Source organism: Streptomyces antibioticus, from assembly GCF_002019855.1.
Lineage (GTDB): Bacteria > Actinomycetota > Actinomycetes > Streptomycetales > Streptomycetaceae > Streptomyces > Streptomyces antibioticus_B.
Genome location: NZ_CM007717.1, coordinates 1,143,091 through 1,157,571, shown reverse-complemented (window position 1 = coordinate 1,157,571; position 14,481 = coordinate 1,143,091). Strand labels below are relative to the sequence as shown.

The 14,481-nt window shown below is 68.6% G+C and carries 12 protein-coding genes and 1 pseudogene; 4 read left to right on the top strand and 9 right to left on the bottom strand.

Translation table 11 applies throughout. The annotated features are described in order from the left end of the window. Positions 1–39: 39 nt before the first annotated feature. Both AFM16_RS38425 and AFM16_RS05220 read left to right on the top strand, forming a co-directional pair. Positions 40–857 (top strand): IS5 family transposase gene (locus AFM16_RS38425; RefSeq protein ID WP_107418992.1). Its coding sequence is split into 2 segments (ribosomal slippage): positions 40–382 and positions 382–857, totalling 819 coding nucleotides; the frame shifts between segments, so codons are not numbered across the junction. A gap of 573 nt (positions 858–1,430) precedes the next feature. Beyond that, positions 1,431–2,318 (top strand): DUF5655 domain-containing protein, encoded by an 888-nt coding sequence (locus AFM16_RS05220; protein WP_078632627.1) that lies wholly within the window; start codon positions 1,431–1,433, stop codon positions 2,316–2,318. Between the two features lie 380 nt (positions 2,319–2,698). Here AFM16_RS05220 and AFM16_RS05215 read toward each other — a convergent pair whose 3' ends face one another. From AFM16_RS05215 to AFM16_RS05175, 8 genes are all read right to left on the bottom strand, one after another. After that, a complete protein-coding gene (locus AFM16_RS05215; RefSeq protein ID WP_078632626.1) occupies positions 2,699–2,998 on the bottom strand; it encodes a hypothetical protein in 300 nt (99 codons plus the stop codon). Between the two features lie 299 nt (positions 2,999–3,297). Further along, positions 3,298–4,110: a class I SAM-dependent methyltransferase gene (locus AFM16_RS05210; RefSeq protein WP_078632625.1), complete on the bottom strand. Its 813-nt coding sequence runs from the start codon at positions 4,108–4,110 to the stop codon at positions 3,298–3,300. Positions 4,111–4,304: 194 nt separating this feature from the next. Then, positions 4,305–4,766 carry a hypothetical protein gene (locus AFM16_RS05205; protein ID WP_078632624.1) on the bottom strand — a complete coding sequence of 154 codons (462 nt, stop codon included), beginning with the start codon at positions 4,764–4,766 and terminating at the stop codon, positions 4,305–4,307. A gap of 122 nt (positions 4,767–4,888) precedes the next feature. Then, positions 4,889–6,172: a DUF317 domain-containing protein gene (locus AFM16_RS05200; RefSeq protein WP_078632623.1), complete on the bottom strand. Its 1,284-nt coding sequence runs from the start codon at positions 6,170–6,172 to the stop codon at positions 4,889–4,891. Positions 6,173–6,229: 57 nt separating this feature from the next. Continuing rightward, positions 6,230–7,369, bottom strand: coding sequence for a DnaB-like helicase N-terminal domain-containing protein (locus tag AFM16_RS05195; protein WP_245177645.1), 1,140 nt, complete (start codon positions 7,367–7,369; stop codon positions 6,230–6,232). Further along, a complete protein-coding gene (locus tag AFM16_RS05190; protein WP_078632622.1) occupies positions 7,366–8,586 on the bottom strand; it encodes a DNA cytosine methyltransferase in 1,221 nt (406 codons plus the stop codon). Before AFM16_RS05190 ends, AFM16_RS05195 begins: the two co-directional genes overlap by 4 nt. After that, the gene (locus tag AFM16_RS05185; RefSeq protein ID WP_078636842.1) at positions 8,583–9,452 is read right to left on the bottom strand and encodes a hypothetical protein; all 870 of its coding nucleotides are present in this window, start codon (positions 9,450–9,452) and stop codon (positions 8,583–8,585) included. The genes AFM16_RS05190 and AFM16_RS05185 overlap by 4 nt, the downstream gene beginning before the upstream one ends. Before the next feature lie 1,098 nt (positions 9,453–10,550). Next, positions 10,551–11,000 (bottom strand): hypothetical protein, encoded by a 450-nt coding sequence (locus tag AFM16_RS05175; protein ID WP_078632620.1) that lies wholly within the window; start codon positions 10,998–11,000, stop codon positions 10,551–10,553. A gap of 301 nt (positions 11,001–11,301) precedes the next feature. Here AFM16_RS05175 and AFM16_RS05170 point away from each other — a divergent pair, with 301 nt between their 5' ends. After that, positions 11,302–12,654, top strand: a complete 1,353-nt coding sequence (locus AFM16_RS05170) for an FAD-binding oxidoreductase (protein WP_078632619.1) — start codon at positions 11,302–11,304, stop codon at positions 12,652–12,654. Positions 12,655–12,689: 35 nt separating this feature from the next. Continuing rightward, positions 12,690–12,950 (top strand): annotated as a pseudogene (locus AFM16_RS39860) (NAD(P)-binding domain-containing protein); the annotation flags it as partial. Positions 12,951–13,637: 687 nt separating this feature from the next. On the opposite strand, the gene AFM16_RS05155 reads toward AFM16_RS39860, so the two are convergent. Further along, a complete protein-coding gene (locus AFM16_RS05155) occupies positions 13,638–14,351 on the bottom strand; it encodes a hypothetical protein (protein WP_078632617.1) in 714 nt (237 codons plus the stop codon). Positions 14,352–14,481: the final 130 nt, after the last annotated feature.

Here is a 14,481-nt window from a genome sequence, read left to right as displayed (position 1 = left end):
AGACCGTGTCCTACGTGGTGAGGCGTCGTTGACCTCGGTATGGGGCGGGGTACGTGGAGTTGGATTGTTCCGGACGGGCTGTGGGAGATCGCGAAGCCGCTGATCCCTCCGTCGAGGGTGCGGCCGCAGGGCGGCGGTACGCAAGACACGCCTGATGAGACGCTGTTCGCGGCGATCATCTACGTGCTGGTCAGCGGTTGTGCCTGGCGGGCTCTGCCGCCCTGCTTCGGGATATCGAAGTCGACCGCGCACCGCCGGTTCCTGATCTGGTCCAGAGCCGGCGTCTGGGGCCGCCTGCACGAGACCGTCCTGCATCGTCTCGATGACGCCGGCCTCATCGACGTCACCCGTGTCGTCCTCGACACCGCCCATGTCAGGGCTAAAAAGGGGGCGAACACACAGGTCCGAGCCCCGTGGACCGAGGCAAGCCGGGTTCCAAGATGCACATCCTGTCGGATGCGAACGGACTGCCCTTGGTCGTCGGCGTCTCGGCCGCCAACACCCACGACAGCCAGGGACTGAAGCCCATGGTGCTGGGTCACCAAACGAGACACGACCCCCATCGCGGCCGGTACTTCAAACCCCAGCGCCTGCACGCGGACAAAGCCTACGACCGCCCGGACCTGCGTAAATGGTTACGCGGCAAGCGCATCGGAGTCCGGATCGCCCGCAAAGGCATCGAGTCAAGCGAACGGTTGGGGCGTCGCAGGTGGGTGATCGAGCGGACGATGTCGTGGATGTCTGGCTACCGCAGACTCAGCCCCCGCTATGAGCGCAATCCCCGTAACTACCTGGCCTTTCTCGGACTCGCCGCCGCCCTCTGCTGCTACAAGCGCCTCGTCCGCCTCACCACGTAGGACACGGTCTTAGCCCTGCGGCAACAGCCTTCACCGCGACGCTAGCCACGGGGCCTCTCTTGCTGTTGCAACTGACACCTTGGCACGCTGATTGGTCATCACCGCGTGCTGGTGCAGGTCGGCTGGTGCAGTGAGCGATTGCGGGGAGGTGGAGGGATGTGCGGCCCCAACGTGATGCCGATGCCCCACCATGTTGAATGCGTCGCCATCCTTGAACCGGCGGCAAAGGGCGTCTGACCTGCACTTTAGTCGAGTGTGCATTATGTGCGCTACGGGCGTTACGGGCGATATCTTGACGCAGATCTGACGCACGTGACGCACGTCTGACGCACGTGACGCACGTCTGACGCACGCACGACGCACGATCGACTCCCGTCCTGACGGGTTGTCATGCATGAAAAGCCGCCTTCCCTGCCGGGCACAGAGCCTGGTGGGTAAGGCGGCTTTTCGTCTGCAGGGCGGTGCGGCAGTCGTCCCTAGCCCCCGTTCGCGCTCCGTAGTCGGTCAAGGGGGTCGGCCGCCTTTGGAAATAGACCCGAAGCCGTTCGTGTTGGGGGAGGTCGACGATGGGGGGTGTCGAAGCTGAGGTTGTTCAGCACGAAGGGCGGCGTGACGGAGGTCGTGCCGCGATTGGCCGATGAAGAGGCAGAGGTGCAGGCTCTCGTCGAAGGTGCGATGGAGGTCATGCTCGGGGTGCGGTTCCTGGCCAGCGAGTACAGCACTGGCCCTGTCCACGGCGGGCGCATTGATTCGCTCGGGCTGGACGAGAACGGCTCGCCCGTGATCATCGAGTACAAGAGGGCTACCGACCCTGGTGTCTTGTCGCAGGGCCTGTTCTATATGGCCTGGTTGGTCGACCACCGGCAGGAGTTCCATGCCCTGGTGCGCGAGCGCCTGGGCTCTGCGGCTGGTGCGCAGGTGATGTGGAAGGCGCCCCGGCTGATCTGTGTCGCGGGGGACTACACCCGTTACGACCTTCACGCGGTCCGGGAGCACCGCCGGTCGATCGACCTCGTGCGTTACCGCCTTTACGGGAAGGGCCTCATCGCGCTGGAGACGGTCGCTTCCGTCGCGGCGCAGCCCAAAGCGGCCCTCCGTATTCGCCGCAGGAATGCCGACGGGGCGGTTTCGCGGCCGAATTCGGCGGGGGCGATGGGGGAGCTGGCTGCAGCGGTTGACGAAGTGCTGCTGGGTCTGGGGGCCGACGTTACGAAGGTCGAGCGCAAGCAGTACGACGCGTACCAGCGCCTGCGGAACTTCGCCTGTGTGACGTCGCGGCAGGACAAGCTGCTCGTCTACCTCAAGGCGACCCCGGAGGCCATCGACCTCGTACCCGGCTTCACCAGGGACGTAAGGGGACTTGGGCATCACGGTACGGGCGATCTTGAGGTGCAACTGCGCTCGGAGAGAGACGTGGAGCGGGCGGTGGAGCTGTTCCGGCTGTCCTACGCCGCAGCATAGGCCGTTGTAGTCGGGACGGCGCCGCCCCTGGGGCGTCAAGGCTGGTGGCGTCGGGGCGAGGTGCGGGGTGTCGGCGGGCTCCTTTCGGTGGGCGGGTAGGGCGTGGCGGTGGTGTAGTCCATCTTCGGCAGGATCCCCGGTTTCGGAAACCGGGGATCGTGCGCTATGTATCGCCCAGCCATCCGTTAGGACACCTGCTCGGCCAGAGCCCCTGATCGGGCTCGTTCGCATCTTCCGTACGGACGTTCGGGCGGGCAGGGGGGATCACGTCGCGCGACACAAGCACAAGGCTGCGCCCGATGACTTCGAAGACCCTCTAGCAACACGCTCCGAGGCTGACCGAGACTCGTTGCCCGCGCGCACCACGAAGCGTCTACTGGTCAGACGGGATCGGTGAACGAGATCGGCTTGCCGGTGGCGTGGGCATATGCGATCTCCCTGCTCGTGGACTCGCCGATATACCCGCCGGGGTTGACGACCAGAACCCGGTCAGCCAGGTCGATCTTGCGCAGGTGGAGAGCGTCCAGCGCGGTCTTCTGCTCGTTGGTGATCAACTCGTCTGCTTCGCCTGGCGCGACGACGATGACACCTGCGAAGGTCAGATCACGGTTCGCCGCACGCATCTCGTCCGCGAACCGGGTAGAGCCGCAGATGCAGACAATCTCAGGTCGGTCGGGCACGGCTCAGTCCTTCGGACGAACGGGAAACCGTCAGTGTGCACGTTGACATCACAGACAGGCACACGAGCCAGTAGTTTACGCAGCGAGATGGACACCACGCGGCTGCACCGTCGCAGGCGGGAGGCGCAGCCCGTGCTGGGCATGGCGCTGCTCGACGGCGAAGTCTGAGGTGTACCCGACTCACCAGCCTTCCCCAGCAACACGGCCTAGGGGGTCCGAGTTGCTCGGCCCCCTGAGGGTTCCGGTCGTCTTTGGGATACGCCAGGGCCCGGCCGCCGCGTCTTCCTTGCCGAGATCGGTCAGGTGTGGGTCATGGCAAGAATGTGGGCAGAGGCGTCAATGAGCGCATCGTGCGGTTCTGCAAGGCGCGCTGCCGCGAGGGCAGCGTCGTACATCGGCCTACCCAGAAGATTGGTGTCGGCGTACTTCTCGATGGCCTTGACCGCCACCCAGCCGGGTCCTTCAACGCCGTACAGGGTCGGGTCCGCGAAGCCTGCCTCGGTGACTTCCTCGCGAAGCTCGTCTGAGGTCTGGAAGTAGGCGACGGTGAAACCTCGCTGTCCGGCGTAGCGGCCCTGGTTGAGCGTGTCCCGGACTCCGTCCTGGACGGCGGGCTCGGTGATGCCGGTGGTGGCGATGTAGTCGAGGAGAGGCGAATATCGCGAGATCGCAGCTGCGGCGACGAAACCTCCCGGCCGGACCACGCGGGCGGCTTCGGTCAGCGCGGAGAGGCGATCGCCCTTGTCGTGGAGGTGGTAAAGGGGGCCAAGGAGCAGCACCACGTCGTAGGTGCCGGCTGCGGCCGTGAGGCGGCGGGCGTCGCCCAGCTCGGATGTCACTCCGTCTAGTGCGCCAGCCTGGCTGACGTGCTTGGGCACGGGGTCCACGACGTGCACGGTGTATCCGTCTGAGGCGAGCCAGTGGGCGTGGGTGCCGGGACCGCCGCCTACGTCGAGCACGCGGGCCGGAGCGGGCGGGAGGTGGCGGCGGAGTAACTCGCGGGTGCGTACCAGTTCCAGGGTGCCCGTGGCGGTGGCGTGCAGCCGTGTGGCCTCGTCGGAGCGGGTGTAGAAGTCGATGATCTCCGGGCGGACGGCAGGGTCGGTCGTCATCTTGGAATCCTCGTCCTGAGGGGCTGATGGTGCCGGCAGGATAGGGGTCATGGTGGAGTGATCACTTTGAATTTCGCCAGCTCCGCGAGATGCGCTTGGGGCGCCATTGCCCGGCAGCAGAATGAGGCCGGACGGATGATCGTCCGGCCTGTGCGATTCAACTTGTGGGCGGTGGCGATCGATTCCGGTTGTGGCTACCTCGTGGTGGCGATGTCGTGCCGCATGACCGCCTTGAGGCGGTCTCGGAGTTCGCCGATCTCTGCTTTCAAGCTCCCGAGGGCCGGTTCGTCTCGTGAGTCTGCGGTCTCCACGTAGCGTCGGCTGTCCCGTAAGGCGCGGAAGACAGCGTCTGCGGCATCCGAAACCGGGGCAGGTGCAAGGACGTGGATCCGGTGCCGCACGGCCCCCAGCCCATGTGCGGTGAAGGCCGTCTGCGCGGCGGCTGGGCGTTCGTGCGCCGACGTGGTGCGAAGCACGGTGAGGAGTGCCTGCCCAGTGTTCTCGAGCGCCGAGAGGTACTCCGTGTAGAGGGCAACGCGCTGCTCCCTGGTGCGGGCTCGTTCCTCGCGTTGCCAGCGCCGTTGGTCGTTCATGGCTGATGCGCCGACGCCCAGCAGGACCCCCAGGAGAGCGAACAGTGGCGCTATCCAAGTCATGGTCCTTGGGTACCCCATGCTGAGAGCCGGAACGCATCAGTCGGGCAGTGATCGGGGCTTTCTGACCGTCGAGGGGCAGCATCCGAGGGTGGTTCAGGCGAGGCGGTGGCTGGCAACGAGATTCAGCGGATGCGGCTATGCCGTTGGGGAAGAGGGACCGGGAGCCGGGGAAGGGGAGATGAGCGCCGCGAGGTAGAAGGCGGCGGCGAGGTGGCGCCGGCCGCGATGGAGGTCAGCTGGGCGAGGAGGTCCTGGGGCGCGCCCGGGGAAAGTCGGATTGACCAAGCGGGCCTGTTCGCGTTGTCACCGCCGAAGACGGTCCATCGGTCGCCCACTGCATGCGGTTGGTGCTCGAAGGTGAGACTGCAGTCTGGGGCTCGCCACGTTGTACGGGCAGGGTGGCTCGCCGATGCCCATCCGGCCTCGTGCAGAGGAACGTGCGGCTCGGTTGTCCCCGCCGAGGGCGGGTCGTCGAGGTGGTCGGTGATCGCCCGGATGAAAGGGACGGGGGTGCCGGCGGTGATGGTGCCTCGCCAGAGCCTCTCGCCGACGGGTCCGTCGTACTCGGCGATCGTCCAGGCGATGTCGGTTCGGTGACGGGCCTCGTGGTCGAACTCGGCCCGGACGGTGAGACTCTCGTGTGAGGCGATGGTCGTCTCGTCGCTCCAGGTCCGGTACTTGGACCACTGCGGCTTGGAGTCGAGGAGGTGGTCGAGGAACTCCTCGTGCTCCCCGGGGCCGGCAACTATCGGAGGGGTCGCCAGGGGTGTGTGGGTCATCGGTGCCGTCTTGCCGCAGAGGGCCTGGCGGACGCTCTGTTCGAGTCCGGTTAGCGGGGCGGGGCCCGGCCGCACAGCCACGGTGTACTGGCTGTGGAACTCCGCGAGAGCCTCCGCTTCATCCTGGAACGTCAGGGATACCTGCCGGAGGTGGTCTTCGCCGTGCAGGTGAACATGGCGCCGTACGCCAGTGGCGTACGTTCCCACCGCGACGGTGGTGTGGCCGTCGTTCGCATGGAGGTGGATGGTCAACCGACGGGTTGCGATGTCGTCGTGGATGCGCTGGGCATCGGCGCTGACCTGCCGGATCTCTTCCGGGGTGCACCACGGCATGGGGTAGTCGGTCCAGGTCCACTCGGTGTCGATCTCCTCCTGGAGTTCCGGGGCGATGTCCACGGTGAAGCCGTACCGGGCCAGCTCGTTGGCTGCCCGGTCGGCGTAGTAGGGCTCCTCCCGGTCTATTCGGGCAAGGACCATTGTGTCCGGGCCGGTGCTGCGGAAGCCGCGGTCGTGAAGGTGGGAGCGGGCGGCGTCGCTCGTGGGGCCGGAGGTCGTGGCGAGAACGCCAGGATGGTGGTCGGGGTGCAGGGTGAAGCTGACGTGGGCGTCGGCGGGGGCGTACGGCATGCGGGACCTTCTTTGTGGGGCGGGAAGCGGTAGGAGGCCGGCGAGTGCGAGAGGGCCTCATCGGGCGGGTCGCGCAGGGCGGCGCACTGCTGGGCTGGCCCGTGCGGCCGGTTGCCGGAGCACTGGGGTCTGGACGGTTGCGGGAGCAGCGGCGCGTGCTCCTGAACTTGTGTCTCCGACGGCCTGGTGCCAGCGGGCCCGGACGGAGGACAGTGCGGCGAGGGCCCGGCGGCTGCCGGTGGCCAGCTGGTGGACGGTGGTGGCTTCGTCCGCAGTGAGGGTTTCGATCCGGGCGGCGACATCCTCGGCGTGGCGGAGGAGGGCGCGCTGGAGGATCTTTTGCCCCCAGTGCTCGGGTGCCCCTGCGGGATGGGAGACCACGTCGAGGACATCGGTGGGACCAAACCCGTCGTGAAGAAGGCCGCGCTGCTGCGCCTCCCACAGCACGGTGATCGGGTCCACCGGTGCACCACGGCGGGCCAGGCCGGTGAGACAGGCGAAGAGGGCGGCGTGCATCGGAGTGGTGAGGTCGCTCTCGTGCAGCCACTGCATCCGCGGCAGGTCCTCGGGGTGGGCGGTGGCCGCGGCCAGCAGCATTCGCTCCTCGTCCGCCGCCTCGACCGATGCCTGGACCGCTGTTGTGGGCGCGGCCGGGGTCCGGGGTATCGAGCCGGGGTGGGAGGCGAAGGCGGTTGCCAGCTCGTCGAGGTAGACGGCGAGCTGGTCGGCCCGGGTGAGAACCGTCCGGGCCGGATCGGGCCCCGGGGCGCGGGCGGCCTGGGCGAGGAGACCGGCATGCCGCCGCAGAACGCGGCGGGCGTGCCCGGAACGGACCATCTGCGCGTAAGCAGGGGCGTGGGCGTCGGTGGGGCAGACGCTGATGAGGGTGTGCAGGTAGGAGGCCGTCAGGGCTCGGGCCTGGGGCTGAGCCGCGTCGAGGAGCTGGTTCGGCCACACCGGGCTGGTGCGGTGGACCTCGGGCGCGGGCGGGGACACCGTGCGCATCGCCGCGAACAGTGCGCTGTGCGCGGTGTTGGCGAAGTGCTCAGGCTCGAGCGGCCCGATGGTCTTGAGCCGCTCGGGAACCAGGAGCAGGGCCCCGAGCAGGGCCTGTTCGGCGTAGTGGACCACCGGCGGCGGCGCCGGGTACTGCAGGAGATCCTCGTCGGCTTCGGTACGGGTGGCGTCGGACATCATGCCGCCAGGACGAAGTCGTTGCGGGTGAGCGTGCGTTCGACGTGTGGTGCGATCAAGTGGGCGGCGAACAGCGGGGGAACGGCATTCCCGATCTGGGAGAAGCGCTGGCCTTTGTTGCCTTGCCAGGGGTAGGCGGGCGGGAAGGACTGCAGGATCCCGGCCTCCTCGGCGGTGATCCGGATCGCCGGCGGCGCCGTCTCTGCGGGGCCCGTAGTGGTCCAGACGCATTCGTTGGCGCGGTTGCCGAAGAACAGCGTCGCGGGCGGTTCAGTCACGGGCCGGATGGCCGCGTTCGCCTGGCTGTTGCTGCGCAGGACCCAGTCCCGTCCGCCACCGCACCGCGGCGTCCGCGGAGATTCCTCCGTGCAGCTGCACGGAGGTTCGGCCTTGGGGTTTCGGGGGTGGAGCGGGGGGTTCTTCCACGCGCCGCGGTCGCGGGCGTCGGAGAGGGTCTTGCGGGAGCCGGAGGGGAAGGGCTCCGGTCCGCCACCGGGGCCGCCGCCGGCACACACGGTGGGTACGGGCCCGTCGGTGCGTCCCCAACCGAGGGCTTCGGCCATGGACACCCAGGTCCGGCGGCCGGGCCCGAAGAAGGTCTCCGGCTCGCTGAACTTCGCGTGCGTCGGCTCGGGCGGGGCCGCCGTGCGGGTGCGGGAGGCGATCAGGATCGCCCGCCGCCTGGTTTGGGGTACCCCGTAGTCGGCGGCATTGAGGATGCCGCTCCAGGTGGAGAACCCCCAGGAGCGGAGCACGACGGCGTACTGCTTCCACAAGGGCGCGACGTCGGGGACCTCCTCCATCAGCACCCATTCCGGCTCGCCGGCCTGGTGCAGGGCGTGGAGGTAGCGCATCGGCTCGGCGGCCAGCAGCGACCGCTGGTCCTGGCAGGCGGTGAGCAGCAGTTCGCGGGTGTCCCGGCCCGCGGCCAGGTCTGCCACGGCCTGGTGGACGAGCGGCCGGTCGATCAAGCCGAGGCGTTTGCCAGCCATGCTCCATGCCTGGCAGGGCGGGCTCGCTATCAGCCCGCGGGTCCGGCCTACGAAGGGCCGAACGGGGTAGAGGGCGACGTTGGTACGGATGGTGGTCTGCGCAGCTGCCGCACGGGTCTTGCAGGCCCATTCGTCCCACTCCAAGCCGACGTCGCGTACTCCCAGGACGTGCAGGGCGTGCCCCCAGCCGCCCGGGCCGGCGAAGAGGTCCACGATGAGGTCGCTCATACGGCCAGCCCGAAGTCGTCGCGGACCGGCTCGGGCTGCTCGCCCCGGCAGGCCCACGGCGAGCAGCCGTCCACGACCCCGGCTTCGAGGTCCTCAGCATCGGGTGCGCCGGTCTCCTGCTGGAGGGCAGCCCATTCCGCGGCGGTGACATGGTCGATCGGCGCCTCGGAAAGCGGCACCCGGGAGCGGTGCAGATAAGCCTGTCCGAGCAGCGGGTTTCCGGTGGCGTTCGCGCGGGCGTTTCCCTGACGGATGGCTGCGTCGAATTCGACCACGTCGGCCCACTCGCTGGGGGATGTATCCCTGATGGTCCGCCATTGCGCATTTCCGTGAAAAGGGCATCCGAGGCAGCTCGACTTGGGCGTGTCGGCCAGTCCGAGCCGCTCCAGGTAGCGGACGCAGTCGACCCGTGACCAGCCGATGTCGATCAGCGGGTGTGCGTTGTGCATGTACTGGACGCCGGAGTCCTTCGCCCGGTGGAATTCGTCCGTACTGATGCCGACCCACTGCTCGACGAATACGCCCTTAGGAACCCTGGACGGATAGGGGTAACCGATGATTTCGCGTATCTTTTTCTTGATCGGCTTGATTTTATATTCCCCGGTACATTGCCGCCGGGTCATCCCTTGCTTTCCGTCCTGATTCAAGATGTAGAGAGGCATGGACGCGAATCTGTGATTCGGGTCCAGGGCGTCGTTGCGAATGTTCCCTGACGACACCCGGACGATGGGTATCCCGGCCGGAGCGGCGACTTCCCGTTCGAGGCGGTCGAGGTGCTCGTACACCTTCTTCGGCTCCCAGCCCGTGTCGGCGAAGACCGCGATGTCGATCTTGGGGAGGGTGCCGTCCGCGGACAGGCAGAGCAGGGCTGAGCTTTGGATCCCGGCACCGAGCGAGAGTGCGCGCAGGGCCGGACGGATAGCGGTGTCCGGGGCGGCCGTGGCCGGCTGGTGGGGTGCGGTGGAGGTCGTGGCGTTGATGGCGGGTCCTTGCTGGTGGTGCCGCCCCCGGGGCAAAGGGGCGTCGTTCATGGGCGGGGTGGGCAGGCGGACGGGTTTGGTCAGCGGCTTCGTGTAGGGCCCGTCGTGGTGGGCGCCGCGGGCATCGCGGGAGCGGGGGCCGACGCAGGTGCGGCAGGCGGAAGAGCGAGGAGGGTGGCAACGGCAGACGCTCCGCGGACGGTGAGACGGATGCGGTCTTGGGCCGGGCCGCCGCGGAAGGCAGGCGGAGCGGTGGCGGGCGCGCGCACGATGAGGCCCTTGCCTTCGAGGGAGCGCAGGGTGCCGATCCGGACGCTGCCGTCACGGCTGTGGACGTACTCCCTGCCCTGGCTCCGGGCCTCACGACGTGACCGCGGGCAACTGCGTGGAGGGCGCTGAGTTCGGCGGCCAGGCCGTCGGCTGCCGTTGCCGTGGAGGGCCGGCGCCGGTGTGTCTCCCGGGCGATGCCGGTAGCGGACTCGACGGCCGCTTCCGGAGCAAGCGCGGTCAGCTCCTGCGCTAGCTGAAATTGCTCGGCGGCGGTGTCGGGCAAGCCGGTGAGTTCGGGGTTCGCGAGGGCCGCGGCGGTGACCGTGGCCTGCGCTTCGGCCAGATGGCGGGCTGCTTCGCCGCTGAGGTAGGCGACCTGCTTGATCCGGACGGTGGCATCGATCAAGTCGGTGCTCGCGTAGAGCTGCTGGTCGCGGACGGCCTGGACGGACGTGAGGGCTGCGTGTGCCAGCTGGGTCGCCGAGTCGGAGTGCGCGCCGAGGGCGGCCCCAGAGGCGGCCGTTGGACGGAACAGGTGGAGGGCGTCGTTGTGGCGGGTGACGTCGCCGGCGAGGGCAAGCAGGCGTTCCACGGGAGTGGGCGGTTCGGGCACGTCGAACAGGAGGTCGTCGGTCATGGGAAGGAGGGGCTTTCGGGTGTGGGCGGTGCGACAGGGGCGGGGGAGGCGCTGCGGTCCGGGACGAGGCGCGTGGTTCAGGGCTGGGCCCGGCCCGGTGCTGCGGCAGCCGGGGCTGGGACGGGGAGGGTCGGCAGCGGTGCCGGGGGTGCGCCCGCCGCCTTGAAGGCCGGGGCCAGCTGGTGCAGTTCGCTGGACAGGTGCTGGGCGAGCGCCTGACTGGTGACGAGCCGGGCGGCCACGGCTTCCGGCAGTTGCTGCCAGCGGGCCTGGTGGCGGGCCCGCTCGATGAGCGTGGCGGCGGCCTCCAGCTGGGTGGCGACCTGGTCGAGCACGAGGTTCTGGTCGTCTTCGGACCCGGTGGCCTGGAGTAGCTCGTCCAACGCGCCGGGAAGCGGCGGGCGTTCGAGCGGAAGTCCGTACAGCTGCGCGTGGAGGGAGTTGGCGAGGCCGAGCACGGATCCGCCGGAGGAGCGGTTTCCGAAGCGGGCCTCCGCGCCGCGCAGCAGGCCGAAGCTGACGGTCACGACGTGGGGCGGGGGCGGCGTTGGTGGTGGAGATGCGGGAGTCAGCTGCCGCGGGCCTTTCCCTGGGCGTATCCGTCACTGCCCGGTCCGGTTGGTGAGGGGCTGTTGGGAGGCGGCCGGTGGTGACATGTAGCTGAGCGTGACGAGTCTCGGTGTGGTTTCACCGAGGGTGCCCGTGCCCGTACTCGGGCGTACGGTGAAGGCATGGCCGTCGGATGCGCCGGTGGAGCCTCGACGACCGGGAGGCTGTCGGTAACACGAGCCCGGTGAGCGGGTCGAGGCGAAGCCGAGGAGGACCGCCATGATCGTTGACGACACGAGCATCCAGGAGCTGCGGGGGCGCCTCGGCGGGCGGGTATTCCTGCCCGGCGATGAGGGCTATGACGACGGCCGCAAGGTGTTCAACGCGATGATCGACCGACGGCCTGCCCTGATCGTGCGCTGTAAGGGCGTCGCAGATGTGATCGCCGCGGTCGACTTCGCCCGCGAAGCGAGCTTGCTCGTCTCGGTGCGCGGTGGCGGCCACAACGTCGCGGGGCACGCCGTGTGCGACGGCGGTGCGGTGATCGATCTCTCGGCGATGAAGAGCGTTCGCGTCGATCCGAGAAGCCGGACGGCGCGTGCCGAGGGCGGATCCACCTGGGGCGACTTCGACCATGCGACCCAGGCCTTCGGACTGGCGACGACGGGCGGAATCGTTCCCTCGACCGGCATCGCGGGGCTCACCCTCGGTGGCGGGATCGGTTACCTGAACCGCAAGTACGGGCTCGCGTGCGACAACCTCCTGTCGGCCGACGTGGTGACCGCGGACGGAGAGTTCCTCACGGCCAGCGCGACCGAGAATGAGGATCTGTTCTGGGGGCTGCGCGGCGGGGGTGGCAACCTCGGAGTGGTCACGTCCTTCGAGTACGAGGTCCACGACGTGGGCCCGGTGCTCGGGGGCGAGCTCGTGTATCCGCTGGACCAGGCGGAGGAGGTGTTGCGGTTCTACCGGGGCTGGTCGAGTGAGGCCCCTGACGAGGTGAGGGCGGATGCGACCCTGCTGTCTGGCCCTGAGGGGCCCTGTCTTGCGATCATCGTCTGTTACTGCGGAGTGGTCGCTGAGGGCGAGAAGGTGTTGCAGCCCCTCAGGCAGTTCGGCTCCCCGATGATGGACGCCATCGCGCCGGTCCCGTACGCGACGGTCCAGAACCTCCTGACCGAGGTGTTCCAGCCGGGCCTGCGGCACTACTGGAAGAGCGGATTCGTCCGCGAATTCAGCGACGAAGCGATCGGAGCGATCGTCGACTCCTTCGCCACTGCCGTCCCGCCACCGTTCGCAGCGGTGGCGATCGAGCACCTCGGCGGCGCGATCAGCCGAGTTGGTGAAGGGGATACGGCCTTCAGCCACCGGCAAGCGACGCACAGCCTTCTCGTGCTCCGGGTGTGGCAGGACCCCGCAGAGTCCGCCGAGAACATGGCGTGGGGGCGTGCGTGCTACGACGCTGCGGAGCCCTTCCTGGACAACGGGGTCTACGTCAACTACCTGGGCGATGAGGGAGAGGCCCGGGTCAGAGCCGCCTACGGCGCCAGCTACGAGCGACTCGTGGAGGTCAAGACCAGATATGACCCGACGAACCTCTTCCGAGTCAACCAGAACGTCACGCCGGTCTAGGGGTCCAGGCTGGCCAGCCCACGGGTCTAGAGAGGGGCCTCAACACCATGCTTTTCACGGTCATGACCGCTCCCGAAACCCTGGCCACCCCACCGACCGCCTATCTCTCGCGCGACGACGAACACGCGAAGAGAACCGTCACCGGCCTACTCGGCGACCTGGGCTGGCAGCCCGAATGGATCGAGGACCTCGGCGACATCACCACAGCCCGCGCCACCGAGGCCATGATCCTGGTCGTGCCCCACATCCTGCGCCGACACGGCTTCAAACCCTTCGCAGTCTCCCTCGCCCGCTGACCCACCAAGACCGGGTTCAGACCAAAACCAGGTAGCGGGCTCGTGCGAGGCAGCCGGGTGCTGGCAGGGACAACGCCCGCTGGGCTGCAAGTGACGCCCGAACTCATCGACATTGATCATGCGTACTACACGGGAGGCGACTCTCGAAGTCGTCGACAAACGAGACCCCCATTCCCGTGTACAGAGCCAGGCGATGTAGTGGCAGGAGATCGAGGCCAGTTCGAGCTGGTGGGCAGCGTTGTGAAGGTGCTCCCCCATGCGGGGTCGGGCCTGGTCGCACAGCGCCTTCCACACGGTGCCGCCGGCCGGGTCGGGAATGTCGCCCTGGGCCTTGCCGGGGTGGGCGTTCTCGCCGAGGGCGAAGCCGAGTTCCGCGGCGGCGTCGGTGACGGAGGCGAGGGCCGAGGCCAGCCTATTGAGGGACTGCCGCGACCCGGTGGTGCTGGTGAACGCGGTGCTGGTGCTCATGGCGGTCAGCTCGTCCATCAGCGTTTCGGCGAGGCTGAACGTGGAGCGCAGAAGCGGGCCGAGCTGCAGTTGGGCGCCGAGGCCGGGTTCGAGCTTGGTATCTCGGACACGGGCGTGGTGCTGTTCGAGGGAGCGGGCCGCAGCCCGGAGCGTTTTGGCGTAGTCGAGGGGCGTGGGGCGAGCCAAGGCGGGCCTTCCTGGTGGGGCGAAACGGGGGTGTCAGCGGCGGCTGACAGCGGCAGACGAGGCCGGGGCGGAGGCCGCCGGCGCCGCCGGTCGCAGGATCACGGGCGGTCTTGGCGGGCTGCGGCGTGGCCGGAGACCGGCGGCGAGGAGGGCGTGAACGCCGGCGGACGTCACGCGAAGGCCGTAGCGGCCCGGCTGCTTCGGGAGCGGCGTGAGGGTGAGCAGGTCCCGAGAGGCCAGGGCGTCGATCGTGGCGACCCGTACGGATACGTACGCGGCGAGGGGGGCCACGACTTCCCTCAGGCCCGTGCCCGTTTCGCGAAGGACACCGTCTCCCCGGGCGAGGGAGGCGAGTGCCTTCCGCTGGGCTTCGCTGATCTTGACGGCCTCCTCACCCGGGCCGAGGTCTTGCCGGGCCGCGCGGTCCTGGGCGTGGAGGTAACCCTCGTGCCGTAGCAGGGCGTTGCCGACGCGGTGGACAGTCGACGGGGTCCCGGTCAGGTGGGTGGCAGCCTGTTCCAGGAAGAGGTTCGCGGACGCGGTATCTCCGTGGGCGAGGGCGGAGATCGTGTCCGCCGTGCGTACCGCGGCGAGCGAGGTCTCCTCGGCGAGATGGCGCAGGAGGGCGATGGCCTCCCGGCCGTCGACGGTGGTCGTCGCGTCGCTCAGCGCGGCCTTGGCGAGCAGCTGGCTAGCGACCAGCGAGGTCTGGCGCAGCGCGCCCCCGGCCCGGACCGTCTCCTGCAATCGCTCCGGCTCCGCACCGCGTTGCCGCTGGAGGCCATCGAGCCGGTACGCGTTGGCGAGCAGGCGCTGAGTGAAGGTGAACAGCTCGTCTTCGAGAGGGATTTCATTGGTCAGAGGGTGCCTCCTGGCG